This window comes from Pseudomonas sp. TNT2022 ID1044 (assembly GCF_028656895.1).
GTDB classification, from domain to species: Bacteria; Pseudomonadota; Gammaproteobacteria; order Pseudomonadales; family Pseudomonadaceae; genus Aquipseudomonas; species Aquipseudomonas reinekei.
The window spans coordinates 32,472-47,180 of record NZ_JAMDHB010000007.1 but is presented as its reverse complement, the minus strand read 5'-3'; the positions used below and the strand labels follow the sequence as shown (position 1 = coordinate 47,180).

Annotated in this window: 13 protein-coding genes; 5 read left to right on the top strand and 8 right to left on the bottom strand. The window is 59.9% G+C overall.

All coding sequences use genetic code 11. The features are described 5' to 3' along the window. Position 1 precedes the first annotated feature (1 nt). The 4 genes from mazG to cysM all read right to left on the bottom strand — a co-directional run bounded on the left by mazG (position 2) and on the right by cysM (position 5,584). Complete coding sequence (gene mazG / locus M5G20_RS10545) at positions 2–838, bottom strand: nucleoside triphosphate pyrophosphohydrolase (RefSeq protein ID WP_273919085.1); 837 nt, start codon at positions 836–838, stop codon at positions 2–4. A gap of 126 nt (positions 839–964) precedes the next feature. Further along, positions 965–3,208 (bottom strand): GTP diphosphokinase, encoded by a 2,244-nt coding sequence (gene relA / locus M5G20_RS10540; RefSeq protein ID WP_075948829.1) that lies wholly within the window; start codon positions 3,206–3,208, stop codon positions 965–967. A gap of 121 nt (positions 3,209–3,329) precedes the next feature. Further along, positions 3,330–4,682 carry a 23S rRNA (uracil(1939)-C(5))-methyltransferase RlmD gene (rlmD, locus tag M5G20_RS10535; protein WP_273919084.1) on the bottom strand — a complete coding sequence of 451 codons (1,353 nt, stop codon included), beginning with the start codon at positions 4,680–4,682 and terminating at the stop codon, positions 3,330–3,332. After that, positions 4,682–5,584, bottom strand: coding sequence for a cysteine synthase CysM (cysM, locus tag M5G20_RS10530; RefSeq protein ID WP_053122764.1), 903 nt, complete (start codon positions 5,582–5,584; stop codon positions 4,682–4,684). Before cysM ends, rlmD begins: the two co-directional genes overlap by 1 nt. Positions 5,585–6,052: 468 nt before the next feature. Between cysM and M5G20_RS10525 the strand changes: the two genes are divergently transcribed. Further along, entirely contained in the window at positions 6,053–6,433 is a 381-nt protein-coding gene (locus M5G20_RS10525) for a hypothetical protein (protein WP_273919083.1), read from the top strand. A gap of 50 nt (positions 6,434–6,483) precedes the next feature. Here M5G20_RS10525 and M5G20_RS10520 read toward each other — a convergent pair whose 3' ends face one another. The 3 genes from M5G20_RS10520 to M5G20_RS10510 form a co-directional block, all read right to left on the bottom strand. Further along, complete coding sequence (locus M5G20_RS10520; RefSeq protein ID WP_273919082.1) at positions 6,484–6,984, bottom strand: hypothetical protein; 501 nt, start codon at positions 6,982–6,984, stop codon at positions 6,484–6,486. 131 nt (positions 6,985–7,115) lie between these two features. Next, entirely contained in the window at positions 7,116–8,474 is a 1,359-nt protein-coding gene (locus M5G20_RS10515; RefSeq protein ID WP_273919081.1) for a sensor histidine kinase, read from the bottom strand. Continuing rightward, complete coding sequence (locus tag M5G20_RS10510) at positions 8,464–9,183, bottom strand: response regulator transcription factor (protein WP_273919080.1); 720 nt, start codon at positions 9,181–9,183, stop codon at positions 8,464–8,466. The genes M5G20_RS10515 and M5G20_RS10510 overlap by 11 nt, the downstream gene beginning before the upstream one ends. 215 nt (positions 9,184–9,398) lie before the next feature. Here M5G20_RS10510 and M5G20_RS10505 point away from each other — a divergent pair, with 215 nt between their 5' ends. The 4 genes from M5G20_RS10505 (at position 9,399) to M5G20_RS10490 (ending at position 14,157) form a co-directional block, all read left to right on the top strand. Beyond that, complete coding sequence (locus M5G20_RS10505; protein WP_273919079.1) at positions 9,399–12,152, top strand: response regulator; 2,754 nt, start codon at positions 9,399–9,401, stop codon at positions 12,150–12,152. Between the two features lie 96 nt (positions 12,153–12,248). Then, positions 12,249–13,241, top strand: coding sequence for a 2-hydroxyacid dehydrogenase (locus M5G20_RS10500; RefSeq protein WP_273919078.1), 993 nt, complete (start codon positions 12,249–12,251; stop codon positions 13,239–13,241). Positions 13,242–13,318: 77 nt separating this feature from the next. Next, the gene (locus M5G20_RS10495) at positions 13,319–13,753 is read left to right on the top strand and encodes a hypothetical protein (RefSeq protein WP_273919077.1); all 435 of its coding nucleotides are present in this window, start codon (positions 13,319–13,321) and stop codon (positions 13,751–13,753) included. After that, positions 13,753–14,157: an META domain-containing protein gene (locus M5G20_RS10490; protein ID WP_150734996.1), complete on the top strand. Its 405-nt coding sequence runs from the start codon at positions 13,753–13,755 to the stop codon at positions 14,155–14,157. Before M5G20_RS10495 ends, M5G20_RS10490 begins: the two co-directional genes overlap by 1 nt. A 72-nt stretch (positions 14,158–14,229) precedes the next feature. Here M5G20_RS10490 and M5G20_RS10485 read toward each other — a convergent pair whose 3' ends face one another. Next, entirely contained in the window at positions 14,230–14,697 is a 468-nt protein-coding gene (locus M5G20_RS10485; RefSeq protein WP_273919076.1) for a TlpA disulfide reductase family protein, read from the bottom strand. Positions 14,698–14,709: the final 12 nt, after the last annotated feature.

Below are 14,709 nucleotides of genomic sequence, written 5' to 3'. Positions count from 1 at the left end.
CTCAACCGCAGCTGGGCAAATTCTTTTCCTGACGTTTGGCTTCACCCCATAGGGCGTCCAACTCTTCAAGGGTGCAATCTTCTATGGGACGCAGGGTATCGCGCAATGCCTGTTCGATAAAACGGAAGCGTCTTTCGAACTTGTTGTTGGCGCCACGCAGTGCGGTTTCGGGATCGACCTTGAGATGTCGCGCCAGATTGACCACGGAAAACAGCAGGTCGCCGATCTCGTCGGCCACCGCTTCAGGATCGTTCTCGGACATGGCTTCGAGAACTTCGTCGAGTTCTTCGCGCACCTTATCGAGTACCGGCAGCGCGTCCGGCCAGTCGAAACCGACCTGCCCTGCACGCTTCTGCAATTTTGCCGAGCGTGACAACGCCGGCAACGCAGTGGGCACGTCATCGAGCAACGACAGCTGCTCGGGCGCCGAGGATTTCTGCGCACGCTCCTCGGCCTTGATCTCTTCCCAGCGCTGCTTGACCTGCTCTTCACTCAAGCGCGGGACATCCAGCGGTGCATAGAGATCGCCTGTAGGGAACACGTGGGGATGTCGACGGATCAGCTTGCGGGTGATGCTGTCGACCACGCCATCAAACTCGAAGCGCCCTTCTTCCCGGGCCAGCTGGCTGTAATAAACCACCTGGAACAGCAAGTCGCCCAACTCACCTTGCAGATGATCGAAGTCCCCCCGCTCGATGGCGTCGGCGACTTCGTAGGCCTCTTCAAGTGTGTGCGGGACGATGGTGGCGTAGGTTTGCTTGATGTCCCACGGGCACCCGAACTGCGGATCACGCAAGCGGTTCATCAGGTGCAGCAGGTCTTCAAGGCTGTATGTCATTTTTCTGTCTCACCACAAAACCTGTGGGAGCTGGCTTGCCAGCGATGGCATCACCTCGATCTTCCAGAGAGACCGAGTTGTCTGCATCGCTGGCAAGCCAGCGCCTACAATGGATCGAAGTCATCTTCAAGGCGTACGGTTACGCCGGGTTTCGATGATGTTCGGCAATTGGGAAATCCGTCCCAGCAACCGCCCCAATGCATCCAGCCCCGGAATCTCGATGGTCAGGGACATCAGCGCGGTGTTGTCCTCCTTGTTCGAGCGGGTATTGACCGCTAGCACGTTGATCCGCTCGTTGAGCAGCACCTGCGAGACGTCACGCAGCAGACCGGAACGGTCGTAGGCACGAATGACGATGTCCACCGGATAGGTGAGCACCGGCACCGGCCCCCAGCTGACCTGGATGATCCGCTCCGGCTCGCGCCCGCCCAGTTGCAGCACCGAGGCGCAGTCCTGGCGGTGAATGCTGACGCCGCGGCCCTGGGTGATGTAACCGACGATGGCGTCCCCCGGCAATGGTTGGCAGCAACCCGCCATCTGGGTCATCAGGTTGCCCACGCCCTGGATCTGGATGTCACCGCGCTTGCCCGGTTTGTAACCGGTGGCCTTGCGTGGAATCAGTTCCAGCTGCTCGTTGCCGCGCTCCGGCTCGACCAGTTGCTGCGCCAGGTTGACCAGTTGTGCAAGGCGCAAATCGCCGGCGCCGAGGGCGGCAAACAAGTCTTCGGCGGTTTTCATGTTGGCCTTGTCGGCCAGCTTTTCGAAATCCACCGCCGGCAGGCCGAGGCGATTGAGCTCGCGCTCAAGCAGCGTTTTACCGGCCGCGACGTTCTGGTCGCGGGCCTGCAATTTGAACCAGTGAACGATCTTCGCCCGCGCCCGCGAGGTGGTGACGTAACCCAGGTTCGGGTTCAGCCAGTCACGACTCGGGGTGCCGTGCTTGCTGGTGATGATCTCGACCTGTTCACCGGTTTGCAGGCTGTAGTTGAGCGGAACGATGCGCCCGTTGATCTTGGCGCCACGGCAGTTGTGGCCGATTTCGGTGTGCACGCGGTAAGCGAAGTCCAGCGGCGTCGCGCCCTTCGGCAAGTCGATGGCGTGACCGTCCGGGGTGAAGATGTAGACCCGGTCAGGCTCGATATCGACACGCAGCTGTTCCGCCAGACCGCCGATGTCGCCCAGTTCCTCGTGCCACTCGAGCACCTGACGCAGCCAGGAGATTTTCTCTTCGTAGTGATTGGAACCGGATTTGACGTCGGTGCCTTTGTACTTCCAGTGAGCGCAAACCCCCAGCTCGGCCTCTTCGTGCATGGCGTGGGTGCGAATCTGCACTTCCAGCACCTTGCCCTCAGGCCCGATCACCGCAGTGTGCAGCGAGCGGTAGCCGTTTTCCTTCGGGTTGGCGATGTAGTCGTCAAACTCTTTCGGGATGTGCCGCCACAGGGTGTGGACGATGCCGAGCGCGGTGTAGCAATCACGCATCTCCGGCACCAGCACGCGCACGGCGCGCACGTCGTAGATCTGGCTGAACTCCAGACCCTTGCGCTGCATTTTGCGCCAGATCGAATAGATGTGTTTGGCCCGACCGCTGATGTCGGCATCGACACCGGTGGCCTGCAACTCGTTTTTCAGCTGGCTCATCACATCGCTGATGAAACGCTCGCGATCCAGTCGCCGCTCATGCAGCAATTTGGCGATCTGCTTGTACTGGTCGGGCTCGAGGTAACGGAAGGAAAGGTCCTCCAGTTCCCATTTGATATGACCGATACCGAGACGATGGGCGAGCGGCGCGTAGATGTCGAAGACTTCACGGGCCACGCGGTTGCGCTTTTCGTCATCGGCGGTTTTCACCGCACGAATCGCGCAGGTGCGTTCGGCCAGTTTGATCAGCGCGACACGCACGTCGTCGACCATCGCCACGAGCATTTTGCGCAGGTTTTCGACCTGGCCTTGAGTGCCCATCACCATGGATTTACGCGGACTCAGGCTGTCGCTGATCGCCGCCATGCGTTGCACGCCGTCGATGAGTTTGGCCACCACCGGACCGAAGCGCTGGCTGACCGCCGGCAACGGGATCTGGCCTTCGCGCACGCCTCGGTACAGGACCGCGGCGACCAGCGAATCCTGATCGAGTTTGAGGTCGGCGAGAATCTCGGCGATCTCAAGGCCGGTGCGGAAACTCGAGTTCCCTTCCGACCACAGATTCTTGGCCGCATTGGCCTGCTGCTCAGACTCGCGAGCGAACTCGCAAGCCTCCTTCAAGGCTTCGCGATCCAGTGCCAGATCGACACTGACCGCATGATCGAGCCAAGCCTCGAGATTGATACTGCCGTCAGTATTGATCGGCTGGTGTGCTCTCACCTGTACCATCTTGCTTACCTTCCCTACGACGCAGATTCAATGCGTCAAATCGCTGACCTTCGTTGCCCATGCGCCCACGTAGGGCTGGTGCGCGGCTGCACGGGCGGGCCAGTCGGACCAGACGAGCATCCTAGCTCGCTTCAAATAACGCCATGGCCTCGACATGTGCCGTCTGAGGAAACATATCGAGAATCCCGGCACGTTTTAACCGGTAGCCCTGCTTGATCAATTCGACCGTGTCGCGCGCCAGAGTTGCAGGGTTGCACGACACATACACCAACCGTTCGGCACCCAATGTCCTGAGCTTGCGCACGACCTCGAAAGCACCGTCACGCGGTGGGTCCAAGAGTACCGCACAAAAGCCTTCCCGCGCCCATTCGGCGTCGGTCAAAGGCTGGGATAAATCGGCCTGAAAAAACTTCGCGTTATGCAGATTATTGCTAGCCGCGTTCGCCGCCGCCCGGTCAACCATTGTCTGCACGCCTTCCACCGCCACCACTTCGCGAGTGGCTTTGGCCAGCGGCAAGGCAAAGTTGCCCAGACCACAGAACAGATCGAGAACGCGTTCAGCCGCCGTCGGTTTCAACCAGTCCAGCGCCTGGGCAACCATCGCTTCGTTGACCCCGGCGTTGACCTGAATGAAATCCCCTGGACGATAGGCCAGTTCCAGATCCCACTGTTGAAGACGATAGCCCAACGACTGATCGGCCTCGACCGGTTGCGGCTCACCCTCGCCGTGCAGCCACAACTGGGCTTGATGGAACGCGCAGAAATCCTTGAGGATCGTCAGGTCGGCTTCAGACAACGGCGCCATGTGCCGCAGCAACACCGCCAGCGACGAACCGCTGAACAACTCCACATGCCCGAGTGCCTGAGGTTTGCTCAGGCGTCGCAACATTTCCGGCAAGCCGGTCATGATCGGTTGCAAGGGCTGTACCAGCACCGGACATTCATTGATACCAACAATGTCCTGGCTGCCAGCGGCGCGGAAACCGACTTCGAGCTTCCTGGCCTTCATGTCCCAGCGCACGGCGACGCGGGCGCGACGCCGGTAGCCGAACTCCGGACCGCTCAATGGCGCGGCCCACTCTTCGGGCTCGACACCCGCGACCCTGGACAACTGCTCGGCGAGCATGCGCTGTTTCAGGGCGAGCTGTTCGTTATGAGGCAGATGCTGCACGCTGCAACCGCCGCAACGACCGGCATGGGCGCACGGTGCCGGCCGGCGCAATTCACTGGCCTTGAATACCCGTTCGGTGCGGGCTTCGACCACCTTGCCGTGAGCGCCAAGTACACGCGCTTCGATCTCCTCACCGGCCAGTGCGCCGATGACGAACCAGGTCCGACCTTCGAAAAACGCGATACCGCGACCGTCATTGGCCAGGCGCTCGATCGTCAGGCGCTGCTTTTTGCCGGTCGGGACTTGCGGGGCCTTGCTGCCGCCGGTGGGCTGGAAGCGCAGGCCTCTCTCTTGCTTGGCCATCAGTTGGGCGCGTCGAAAATGCCGGTCGACAGGTAACGGTCGCCACGGTCGCAAATGATCGCGACGATCACCGCGTTTTCAACTTCTTTGGACAGACGCAGCATCGCTGCCACGGCGCCGCCCGAGGACACGCCGCAGAAGATGCCTTCTTCACGGGCCAGTCGACGGGTCACGTCTTCAGCTTCGCTTTGTGCCATGTCGACGATCCGGTCCACGCGATCAGCCTGGTAGATCTTCGGCAGGTATTCCTGAGGCCAGCGACGGATGCCCGGAATCGCCGAGCCTTCCATCGGTTGCAGTCCGACGATCTGCACGTTGTCGCTCTGCTCTTTCAAGTAGCGCGAAACGCCCATGATGGTGCCGGTGGTGCCCATGGAGCTGACGAAGTGAGTGATGGTGCCCTGGGTCTGGCGCCAGATTTCCGGGCCGGTGGTGGTGTAGTGCGCCTCGGGGTTATCGCCGTTGGCGAACTGATCCAGCACCTTGCCGCGGCCTTCCGCTTCCATTCGCTGTGCGAGGTCGCGGGCGCCCTCCATGCCTTCTTCCTGGCTGACCAGAATCAATTCGGCGCCATAAGCAGTCATGGCAGCCTTGCGTTCAGCGCTGGAGTTGTCCGGCATGATCAGGATCATCTTGTAACCCTTGATCGCGGCGGCCATGGCCAGCGCAATGCCGGTGTTACCCGAAGTCGCTTCGATCAGCGTATCGCCAGCGTGGATCTGCCCACGCAACTCGGCGCGGGTGATCATCGACAGCGCCGGACGGTCCTTGACCGAACCCGCCGGGTTGTTCCCTTCAAGCTTGAGCAAAAGGGTGTTGCTGGTGGCGCCGGGCAGGCGCTGCAAACGAACCAGCGGAGTGTTGCCGACGCAATCGGCGATGGTTGGGTACTGCAAGGTCATGGCGTATTCGCAATCCAGACTGCGGGGGCGCCTATCATACCGGCAAACGTTCGCCGGCCATATCACGCAAAGTGTGGTGCTTATGGCGTATGGGAATAAGCCGCGGATTCACTGTTCGTCTGCGTGCGTAGCGTTCAGTGTGGTTGACCCAGAAATTGTCGCACCCGCGGGAGACTTTCCAAGGCGCGATAAATGGAGGTAAGCAGTCAGTTTGCGATTGTAGAGTAAGAAATCGCTGTCAGAAAATGGACTTTTCTGTAGGAAAAAAGAATGTGTTCATCAGAAACTTCCTGCACCTTGCAACGGCATGCATGAACTAGTGGACACCAGAAGTAGCAGATAATCTTTTTCAATGTTCAGTCGGACATGACGTCTCGCTGAGCATGGGTACCGGGCAGCACGAAATTTCGTTTGTGATGCTCACCCCCTAATTTTTTGCAATGCTGGATTTAACTCAAGGAAGAAGAAATGAAGACTTTACTTGCACTGCCTTTCGCAGCGCTGATGTTTGCGAGCAGCCACGCTTCTGCTGCATGCGTTTATATTCAAAATACTTATAGTGGAATAGTGCCTGCCAATTCATTTGTAGTTGTGCAGGGGCCATTCACCATCACGGGTGCAAATGGTTGTCGACAGGCAAATATCACTTCTACCATTACAGGCTTGGGACTTGGTTCTCCACCAAGTCTTGTAATTGAAAAACTGGATGGTTCAGTCTGGAAGCACATTGACGGTGGCAACCGCAGCACAGCTTCCACACTTGGAGCGCTAGGGACTTATCGGGTTCGTCATGTAAACGATCATAACGTAGCAAGAGGTTATTCAGGCACAACGCGTTATGGACGCTAAGCTGTAAGATCAACGGCGCCCATAGGCTCTAGCCTCGGGCGTCGGTGATCTCAAGCTTGAATGCTGATGGACAGGTCGCTTTGAACTGAGCTAGCAAAATAGGAGAGCGCGCCCAATACATGATTTGCGCGAATCAGGCCTTTGGTGAATTCATGAAACCCAGCGGCTTCAGTTGCGCCATGTTCCAGTCTTTCCTCAAGCATCTGATTGAGCATGGCTATCGCATTAAATTTGACATCTGCTCCAGCTTGATGACCATTGTCATCCGTCGCCATACTGCCTGAAGTAAAAATGATCGACACATAATTGTCTATCAAACCATTCTCACGAAGCAAAGAGCCAACCTTGGCAAGTTCATAGGTACTCACCGACGTGAAATCATACCCCTTCAAAGAGTTTTTCAACTCGTCAAGTGAAAGCTTTCCATTAAGCGCCAACACATCACTAGCATCTTCGGCCGTCGTCTTTGTGTAGCTATTTGTAACTTCAAGTGGATTCTTGACGAAATAGGCATCTGCCCTCATCGACAAGACCGGATAATTAATATTCATCAACCATCTCCCTGAATTTTATTCTCAAATTGGATATCGCCACCCAACTTCAAACCTTGAGAACTTTATCCAGGGATTGTCCTGCGAAGATGTTGCGAATTATCTCAAAACAACAATCTTAACCTCGCCGATTAAACCGGCGACGCATGAACCAACAACTTCATATTCATCCGCAGCCCGCTCCCGGTGTTCTGTGCCCAAAGCTTGCCACCCTGTCGCTGCACCGCGTTCCTGGCGATGCTCAGGCCCAGACCAAACCCGCCATGGCCCGGTCGCGAGCCATCCAGACGAGTGAACGGCAGGAAGATTCGCTCCAGATCAGTTTCTTCGACACCGCCGCCCTGGTCTTCCAGCCACAGGCGCCAGAAATCGCCTTCCCGTCGGCCACCCAGGGCGACGACACCACCGGCCGGCGAATGCCGGATGGCGTTGCGCAGCATGTTCTCCAGTGCCTGGGCCAAGGTGTTGAGATTGCCGCGCACCCAACAGGCTGCATCGACCTCGCAGCGCAATTGAGCGGCCGGCCAGCCACTTTCATAGCAGGCGTTTTCCGTCAGCATTTCCCACAACGCCTGGACCTGGATCGCTTCGTCAGGCAGTCGGGTGCGTTCGGTGTCGAGCCAGGCCAGTTGCAGCGTGTCGTCCACCAAGCGCTGCATGCCGTCGACTTCACGACCAATGCGCTCGCGCAACGCGTCCAGGCTCTGCTCGCTTTCACTGGCCACTCGAAGCCGACTGAGCGGCGTGCGCAGTTCGTGGGACAGGTCGCGCAGCAATTGCTGCTGCAATGCCACGGTGCTTTGCAGGCGTTCGGACATGTGATCGAACGCTCTACCCAATTCCCCCAACTCATCCGAGCGATTGGTTGTCCGACTCGACAGGCGCACATTCAACTGGTCGGCGCGCCAGGCATTGGCCTGTGCTCGCAAGTGATTGAGCGGCACCACCAGCAAACGGTAGAGCCCCACGCACAGCAGCAGCGTGAACAACCCCGGAATCACACCGTTGGTAATCACCCGCCAGAACAATCGGTATTGTCCCGGCAGAAAGCGTTCAGGCAGTTCGATCACCAGACTGCCGGTGGACGGGTCGCCGGGGAACGGTATACGCATCCACGGTCGACCTTTTATGTGAACGGGCCAATCGAGGCCGCGCAGAGAGGTCAGGCGTTCGATTTCCTTGTCCGTCAGGGTCTGGTTGCTCAAGGACTGCAAATCACCGCCAATGACACCCACCCAGCCTTTTTCCCGCTGGTGCATGGTCTGCAGCCAGTCATCGATGCCGGCGCTCTGGCGCTGTTGCCAGGCCTGCTCGGCTTCGGCGGCGTAGCGCGTCAGGGTGCCGCGGGCCTCACCGGAGAGGAACTGGTTGCGTTGCTCCATGTAACGCCCCCAGGACCAGCTCAACCAGATCATCAGCAGACAGAACGCCACCAGCAAGCAGGCGAGCTTCCAGAACAGCGAATGCCGGCTCGGCAAATTACATTTCATCACTGGCGCTCAGGATGTAGCCCTTGCCCCAGACCGTGCGCACTTCGCGCTCGGTATAGCCGATGGCCTTGAGCTTGCGGCGGATCTGACTGATGTGCATGTCCAGGCTGCGGTCATGGGCGGCGTAACCGCGTTGCAGCACATGTTGATAGAGGAAAGCTTTGCTCAACACTTCATCGTCGTTGCGGTTCAGGGTTTCCAGCAGCCGGTATTCGCTGCGGGTCAGGCCGGCGGCTTGCTCGCCGTAGAAAACCTCGAAACGTTCATCGTCGAAATGAAGGCTGTCTACCGGCGTAGCAATCGCCGCCGGCGTCGGTCGACGATCGAGCGCGACGCGGCGCAGAATCGCTTCGATGCGCACCCGCAACTCGACCATGCTGAAGGGCTTGGGCAAGTAATCATCGGCACCCAGCCGAAAACCGCTGATGCGATCGGCCTCGGCCCCCAGCGCCGACATCAGCAGCACCGGAGTGGAGTGACTCTGGCGCAATTGCGTCAACACCGACAAGCCGTCCAGCCCGGGCAACAGAATGTCCATCAGCACCACATCGAAGGCTTGCGCGCGGGCAGCGTCGAGGCCTTCCTGGCCGTTCTGGCACCAGGTCACCTGAAAGCCGCTTCGGCCCAGATGCTCATGAACATAGGCACCGAGTACAAGGTCGTCTTCGATGGAAAGGATGCGCGGATGACCAGAGGCGATGGGAGTCATGAGTATCTGCAAATAATTCTCAGTTGATAATTATTGAAGATTGCGCCGCGCGAGGCAACCCGACGCGGATGCAGCCAGCGAAAACACTCGAATTGGCCGACGAATGACGACATCAATTTTACGAAGATTGCCCGCCTGCAAATCGCTACACTGCGCAGGTGGTGCGTGCCGCACGCTAGTGCAGGTCTATCGATAGCTGGATGCAGGAGAGATGCGTGCTCAAGAAACTGGGAATCAAAGGCCGCGTGCTGTTGCTGACGTTATTGCCGACCAGCCTGATGGCGTTGGTCCTGGGCGGTTATTTTACCTGGATGCAGCAATCCGACCTGCAAACCCAACTCATGCAGCGCGGCGAAATGATCGCGGAGCAACTGGCACCGCTGGTCGCGCCAGCCATGGGCCATAAGAATAGCGAGTTGCTCGAACGCATCGCCACTCAGTCCCTCGAGCAACCGGACGTGCGCGCCGTGACCTTCCTCGCGCCTGACCGCACGTTACTGGCCCACGCCGGTCCGACCATGCTTAACCAGGCGCCGATGGGCGATGGCTCGCAAATGTTGCGACGCAGTGGCAGCGATGCGACGCGTTATCTGCTGCCGGTGTTCGGCAAGCATCGCAACCTGGCCGGCGATGTGATTCCCGAAGAGGCCGATCGCCTGTTGGGCTGGGTCGAGCTGGAACTGTCGCACAACGGCATGCTGCTGCGCGGTTACCGCAGCCTGTTCGCCAGCCTGATGATGATTGCCGCCGGCCTGTGCGGCGCGGCGTTGCTGGCCCTGCGCATGGGCCGCACCATCAACCGACCGCTGACCCAGATCAAGCAGGCCGTAGCCCAACTCAAGGACGGTCACCTGGAAACCCGTCTGCCGCCCCTTGGCAGTCAGGAGCTGGACGAACTGGCGTCCGGCATCAACCGCATGGCCGGTACCCTGCAGAATGCCCAGGAAGAATTGCAGCACAGCATCGACCAGGCCACTGAGGATGTACGCCAGAACCTCGAGACCATCGAGATCCAGAACATCGAACTCGACCTGGCGCGCAAGGAAGCACTGGAAGCGAGCCGGATCAAATCCGAGTTCCTGGCCAACATGAGCCACGAAATCCGCACGCCACTCAACGGTATCCTCGGTTTTACCCATCTGTTGCAGAAAAGCGAGCTGACCCCGCGCCAGCTCGACTATCTGGGTACCATCGAAAAGTCCGCCGACAGCCTGTTGGGGATCATCAACGAGATCCTCGACTTCTCGAAAATCGAGGCCGGCAAATTGGTGCTCGACCATATTCCGTTCAACCTGCGCGACCTGCTGCAGGACACCCTGACCATCCTCGCCCCCGCCGCCCACGCCAAACAACTGGAACTGGTGAGCCTGGTGTATCGCGACACGCCGCTGTCGCTGGTGGGCGACCCGCTGCGGCTCAAGCAGATCCTCACCAACCTGGTCAGCAACGCCATCAAGTTCACCCGCGAAGGCACCATCGTCGCGCGCGCCATGCTCGAAGAAGAACACGATGACAGCGTGCAACTGCGCATCAGTATTCAGGACACCGGCATCGGCCTGTCGAACCAGGATGTGCGCGCGCTGTTCCAGGCCTTCAGTCAAGCGGACAACTCGCTGTCCCGGCAACCGGGCGGCACGGGGCTGGGGCTGGTGATTTCCAAGCGCCTGATCGAACAGATGGGCGGCGAAATCGGGGTCGACAGTACACCGGGCGAAGGTTCGGAATTCTGGATCAGCCTGAGCCTGCCGAAAACCCGCGACGACGCCGAAGACTTGCCCGGCCCGCCGCTGTCCGGTCGTCGCGTGGCGGTGCTGGAAAACCACGACCTGGCGCGTCAGGCGTTGCAGCATCAACTGGAAGATTGCGGCCTCGCCGTCACCCCGTTCAACACCCTGGAAAGCTTGACCAATGGTGTGACCGGCGCCCACCAGACCGACCAGGCCATCGACCTCGCGGTGTTGGGCGTGACCAGCAACGACATGCCGCCCGAGCGCCTCAACCAGTACATCTGGGACCTCGAGCATCTGGGCTGCAAAGTGCTGGTGCTGTGCCCGACCACGGAACAGACGCTGTTCCACCTCTCGGTGCCCAACCCGCACAGCCAGCTCCAGGCCAAGCCGGCCTGTACCCGCAAGTTGCGACGCGCGCTGTCTGATCTGGTCAACCCGCGTCAGATTCGCAGTGAACCGGGCGAGCCGGTTTCCAGTCGAGCGCCCAAAGTGCTGTGCGTCGATGACAATCCGGCCAACCTGCTGCTGGTGCAGACCCTGCTCGAAGACATGGGCGCCAAGGTGCTCGCCGTGGACAGCGGTTACGCCGCGGTCAAAGCCGTGCAGAACGAGACCTTCGACCTGGTGCTGATGGACGTGCAGATGCCGGGGATGGACGGACGACAAAGCACCGAAGCGATCCGCCAATGGGAGAGCGAGCGGCATTGCACTCCGTTGCCGATCGTGGCGCTCACCGCCCACGCCATGGCCAATGAAAAACGCGCCTTGTTGCAAAGCGGCATGGACGACTACCTGACTAAACCCATCAGCGAGCGGCAACTGGCGCAAGTGGTGCTGAAATGGAGTGGCCTGGCGCTGCGCAACCACAGTCCGGAGCGCGCCAGCGATAGCCACGCCGGTGCCTATGAGCTGCAGGTACTCGATCACGAAGAAGGCCTGCGCCTGGCCGCGGGCAAGGCCGATCTGGCGGCGGACATGCTGGCCATGTTGCTGGCGTCGCTGGAGGCCGACCGCGAAGCGATCCGCCAGGCCCAGGAAAGCCGCGATCACAACGCGCTGATCGAACGTGTCCATCGCCTGCACGGCGCGACCCGTTACTGCGGCGTGCCGCAACTGCGCGCCGCCTGCCAACGCAGCGAAACCCTGCTCAAGCAACAGGACCCGAAAGCCTTCGGCGCACTGGAAGAACTCGACCGGGCCATCAATCGCCTGGCCGCCCAGGCACGCATCAACGCCTGACGTGGCGCAAAGACGCCGCCAGCGCGAAGGACTAAGGTAGGCGCGCAGGCTGCGCCTGCACAGAGAGTGAATACGCCGAGTCTTCAGGGAGAACACATGCGCACAATTCTATTCAGCAGCCAGACTTACGACCGCGACAGTTTCCTCGCCGCCGACTTGCCCCCCGGCATCGAGTTGCACTTTCAACCGGCGCGGCTGAGCGTTGATACAGCGGCGCTGGCCGATCAGCATGAGGTGGTCTGCGCCTTCATCAATGATGACCTCAGTGCGCCGGTGCTCGAACGCCTGGCGGCGGGCGGCACACGTCTGATCGCCCTGCGCTCGGCCGGTTACAACCATGTCGACCTCGCGACCGCGAAACGTCTCGGGCTGGCGGTGGTGCGCGTTCCGGCCTACTCGCCCCATGCGGTGGCCGAACATGCCGTGGCGCTGATCCTGGCACTCAACCGCCGCTTGCACCGCGCCTACAACCGTACCCGCGAAGGCGATTTCAGCCTGCATGGGCTGACGGGTTTCGACCTGGTGGGCAAAACCGTCGGCGTGGTCGGCACCGGGCAAATCGGCGCAGCGTTCGCGAAAATCATGCACGGTTTCGGTTGCCAGTTGCTGGCCTACGACCCGTACCCCAACCCGCAGGTCGAAGCGCTCGGCGCCCGTTACCTGAGTTTGCCGCAACTGCTGGCCGAGTCGCAGATCATCAGCCTGCACTGCCCGCTCAACGATCAGAGCAAGCATCTGATCAACCGCGAATCCTTGGCGCACATGCAACCGGGGGCAATGCTGATCAATACCGGTCGCGGTGGCCTGGTGGACACGCCCGCGCTGATTGACGCCCTCAAGAGCGGGCAATTGGGTTATCTGGGGCTGGATGTGTATGAAGAAGAGGCGCAACTGTTCTTCGAGGATCGGTCCGACCTGCCGCTGCAGGACGATGTTCTGGCGCGGTTGCTGACGTTCCCTAACGTCATCATCACGGCCCATCAGGCCTTCCTCACCCGTGAAGCCCTTGGCGCAATTGCCGCGACCACCTTGCACAACATCTCATCCTGGAATGCCGGTAACCCGCAAAACCTGGTCATGGCTGACTGAACCTGATCGAAGGTCATGCGCCCGCGCCATGCAACGCGAATGCCCGTGCTAGCATATCGCGCATATTTGGAGGACCCATGGTCGAACACGATTTCCGCTACAGCCTGATGAACCCGCAACACACCCTCACCGAATGCCGCGCCCTGGTGCCGGGGCGTTATCAAGTCACCGGCAACGGCGGCTCGATTCGTAATAACGACGTGTTGGTAGTGACCCTCAAGGGCGCCAAGGACTTGTCCATGCGCCTGACCGTCGAAACGGTTCGCCACTTGATCAATCCGCCCGGCCAATGGGTCGCGGTGGCCAGTGGCCCGGTGTTCGGCGAACTGGCGATCCACACCTGGCAGGTCAACTGCGACAGCTGTGCGAAAGAGCTGAGCTTCGAGTTCGCCGTCGACGCCAAGCTGGGCAACAAGGCTGAGAAGCCTGCCGCCACCGCGCGGATTGCCGAATTGGGCTGGACCACCGTTGGCGAAAAGCACCTGTGCCCGACATGCCAGGAGCCTGCGTGATGAAACGCCTCGCTCTGACCGCCATGGTCGGCGCAAGCCTGATGGGCTGCGCTGCCGATCCGGTGCAATTGCAACAAAACCGCAGCTACATTCTGGAATGGATCGGTGAACGTCCATTGATGGATTACAGCCACCTGACCATCACCCTCGGCGAAGATGGTCGCGCCTACGGTAACGGCGGCTGCAACCACTGGTTCGCGCCGTACACGCTGGAAGGCAACAAGCTGAGCTTCGGCAAAATCGGCAGCACCCGTAAACTCTGCGCGCCAGCACTGATGGAGCAGGAAAAACGCTTCCTTCAGGCGCTGGAGAACGTGCAACGCTGGGACGTCTCGTCCATCGAGCAGATGCGTTTCTGGCCGGCCGAAGGCAAGCCGCTGCGCTGGTGGCTTGAAGAGGGTTGATCCCCTTTTCAACCTGCAGGAGCCGGCAATCCGGCTCCTGCAGAGTTCGTCTGCTCGTCATCATCACTGCGATTAATTCTTTGCCTGCAACGCCTCCAGCTTCGCCATCACCCCCGCCGCTGTCTGCTCGCCCATCAACTGCTCGCGCACCTTGCCCTTGTCATCGATGATGTAGGTCACGGGCAGTGCTTCACTGCGCGGCAACTCGAACACCTCGGAAGGGTCCTGGGCCAGCACGGTGAATTTGATTCCGAGTTTCTCGCTGGCGCTTTTCAGTTCCTCGCCCTGCACATTGTCGAAGTTGACCCCGAACACGCCGATCTTCTTGTCCTTGAGTTGATCGGCCAAAGCGTTCAGTTCCGGGATTTCGGTACGGCACGGTCCGCACCATTCAGCCCAGTAATTAAGCACCAGCCATTTACCGTCCAGACGCTCGGCGGCGACCTTCTGCCCATTCTGATCGGTCCCGAAGTCGTTACCGCAGCCCCCCAGCATCAACGCCCCAAAGATCGTCAATGCTGCTGCCAGTCGCCTTGTCATGTCGTGTTCCTT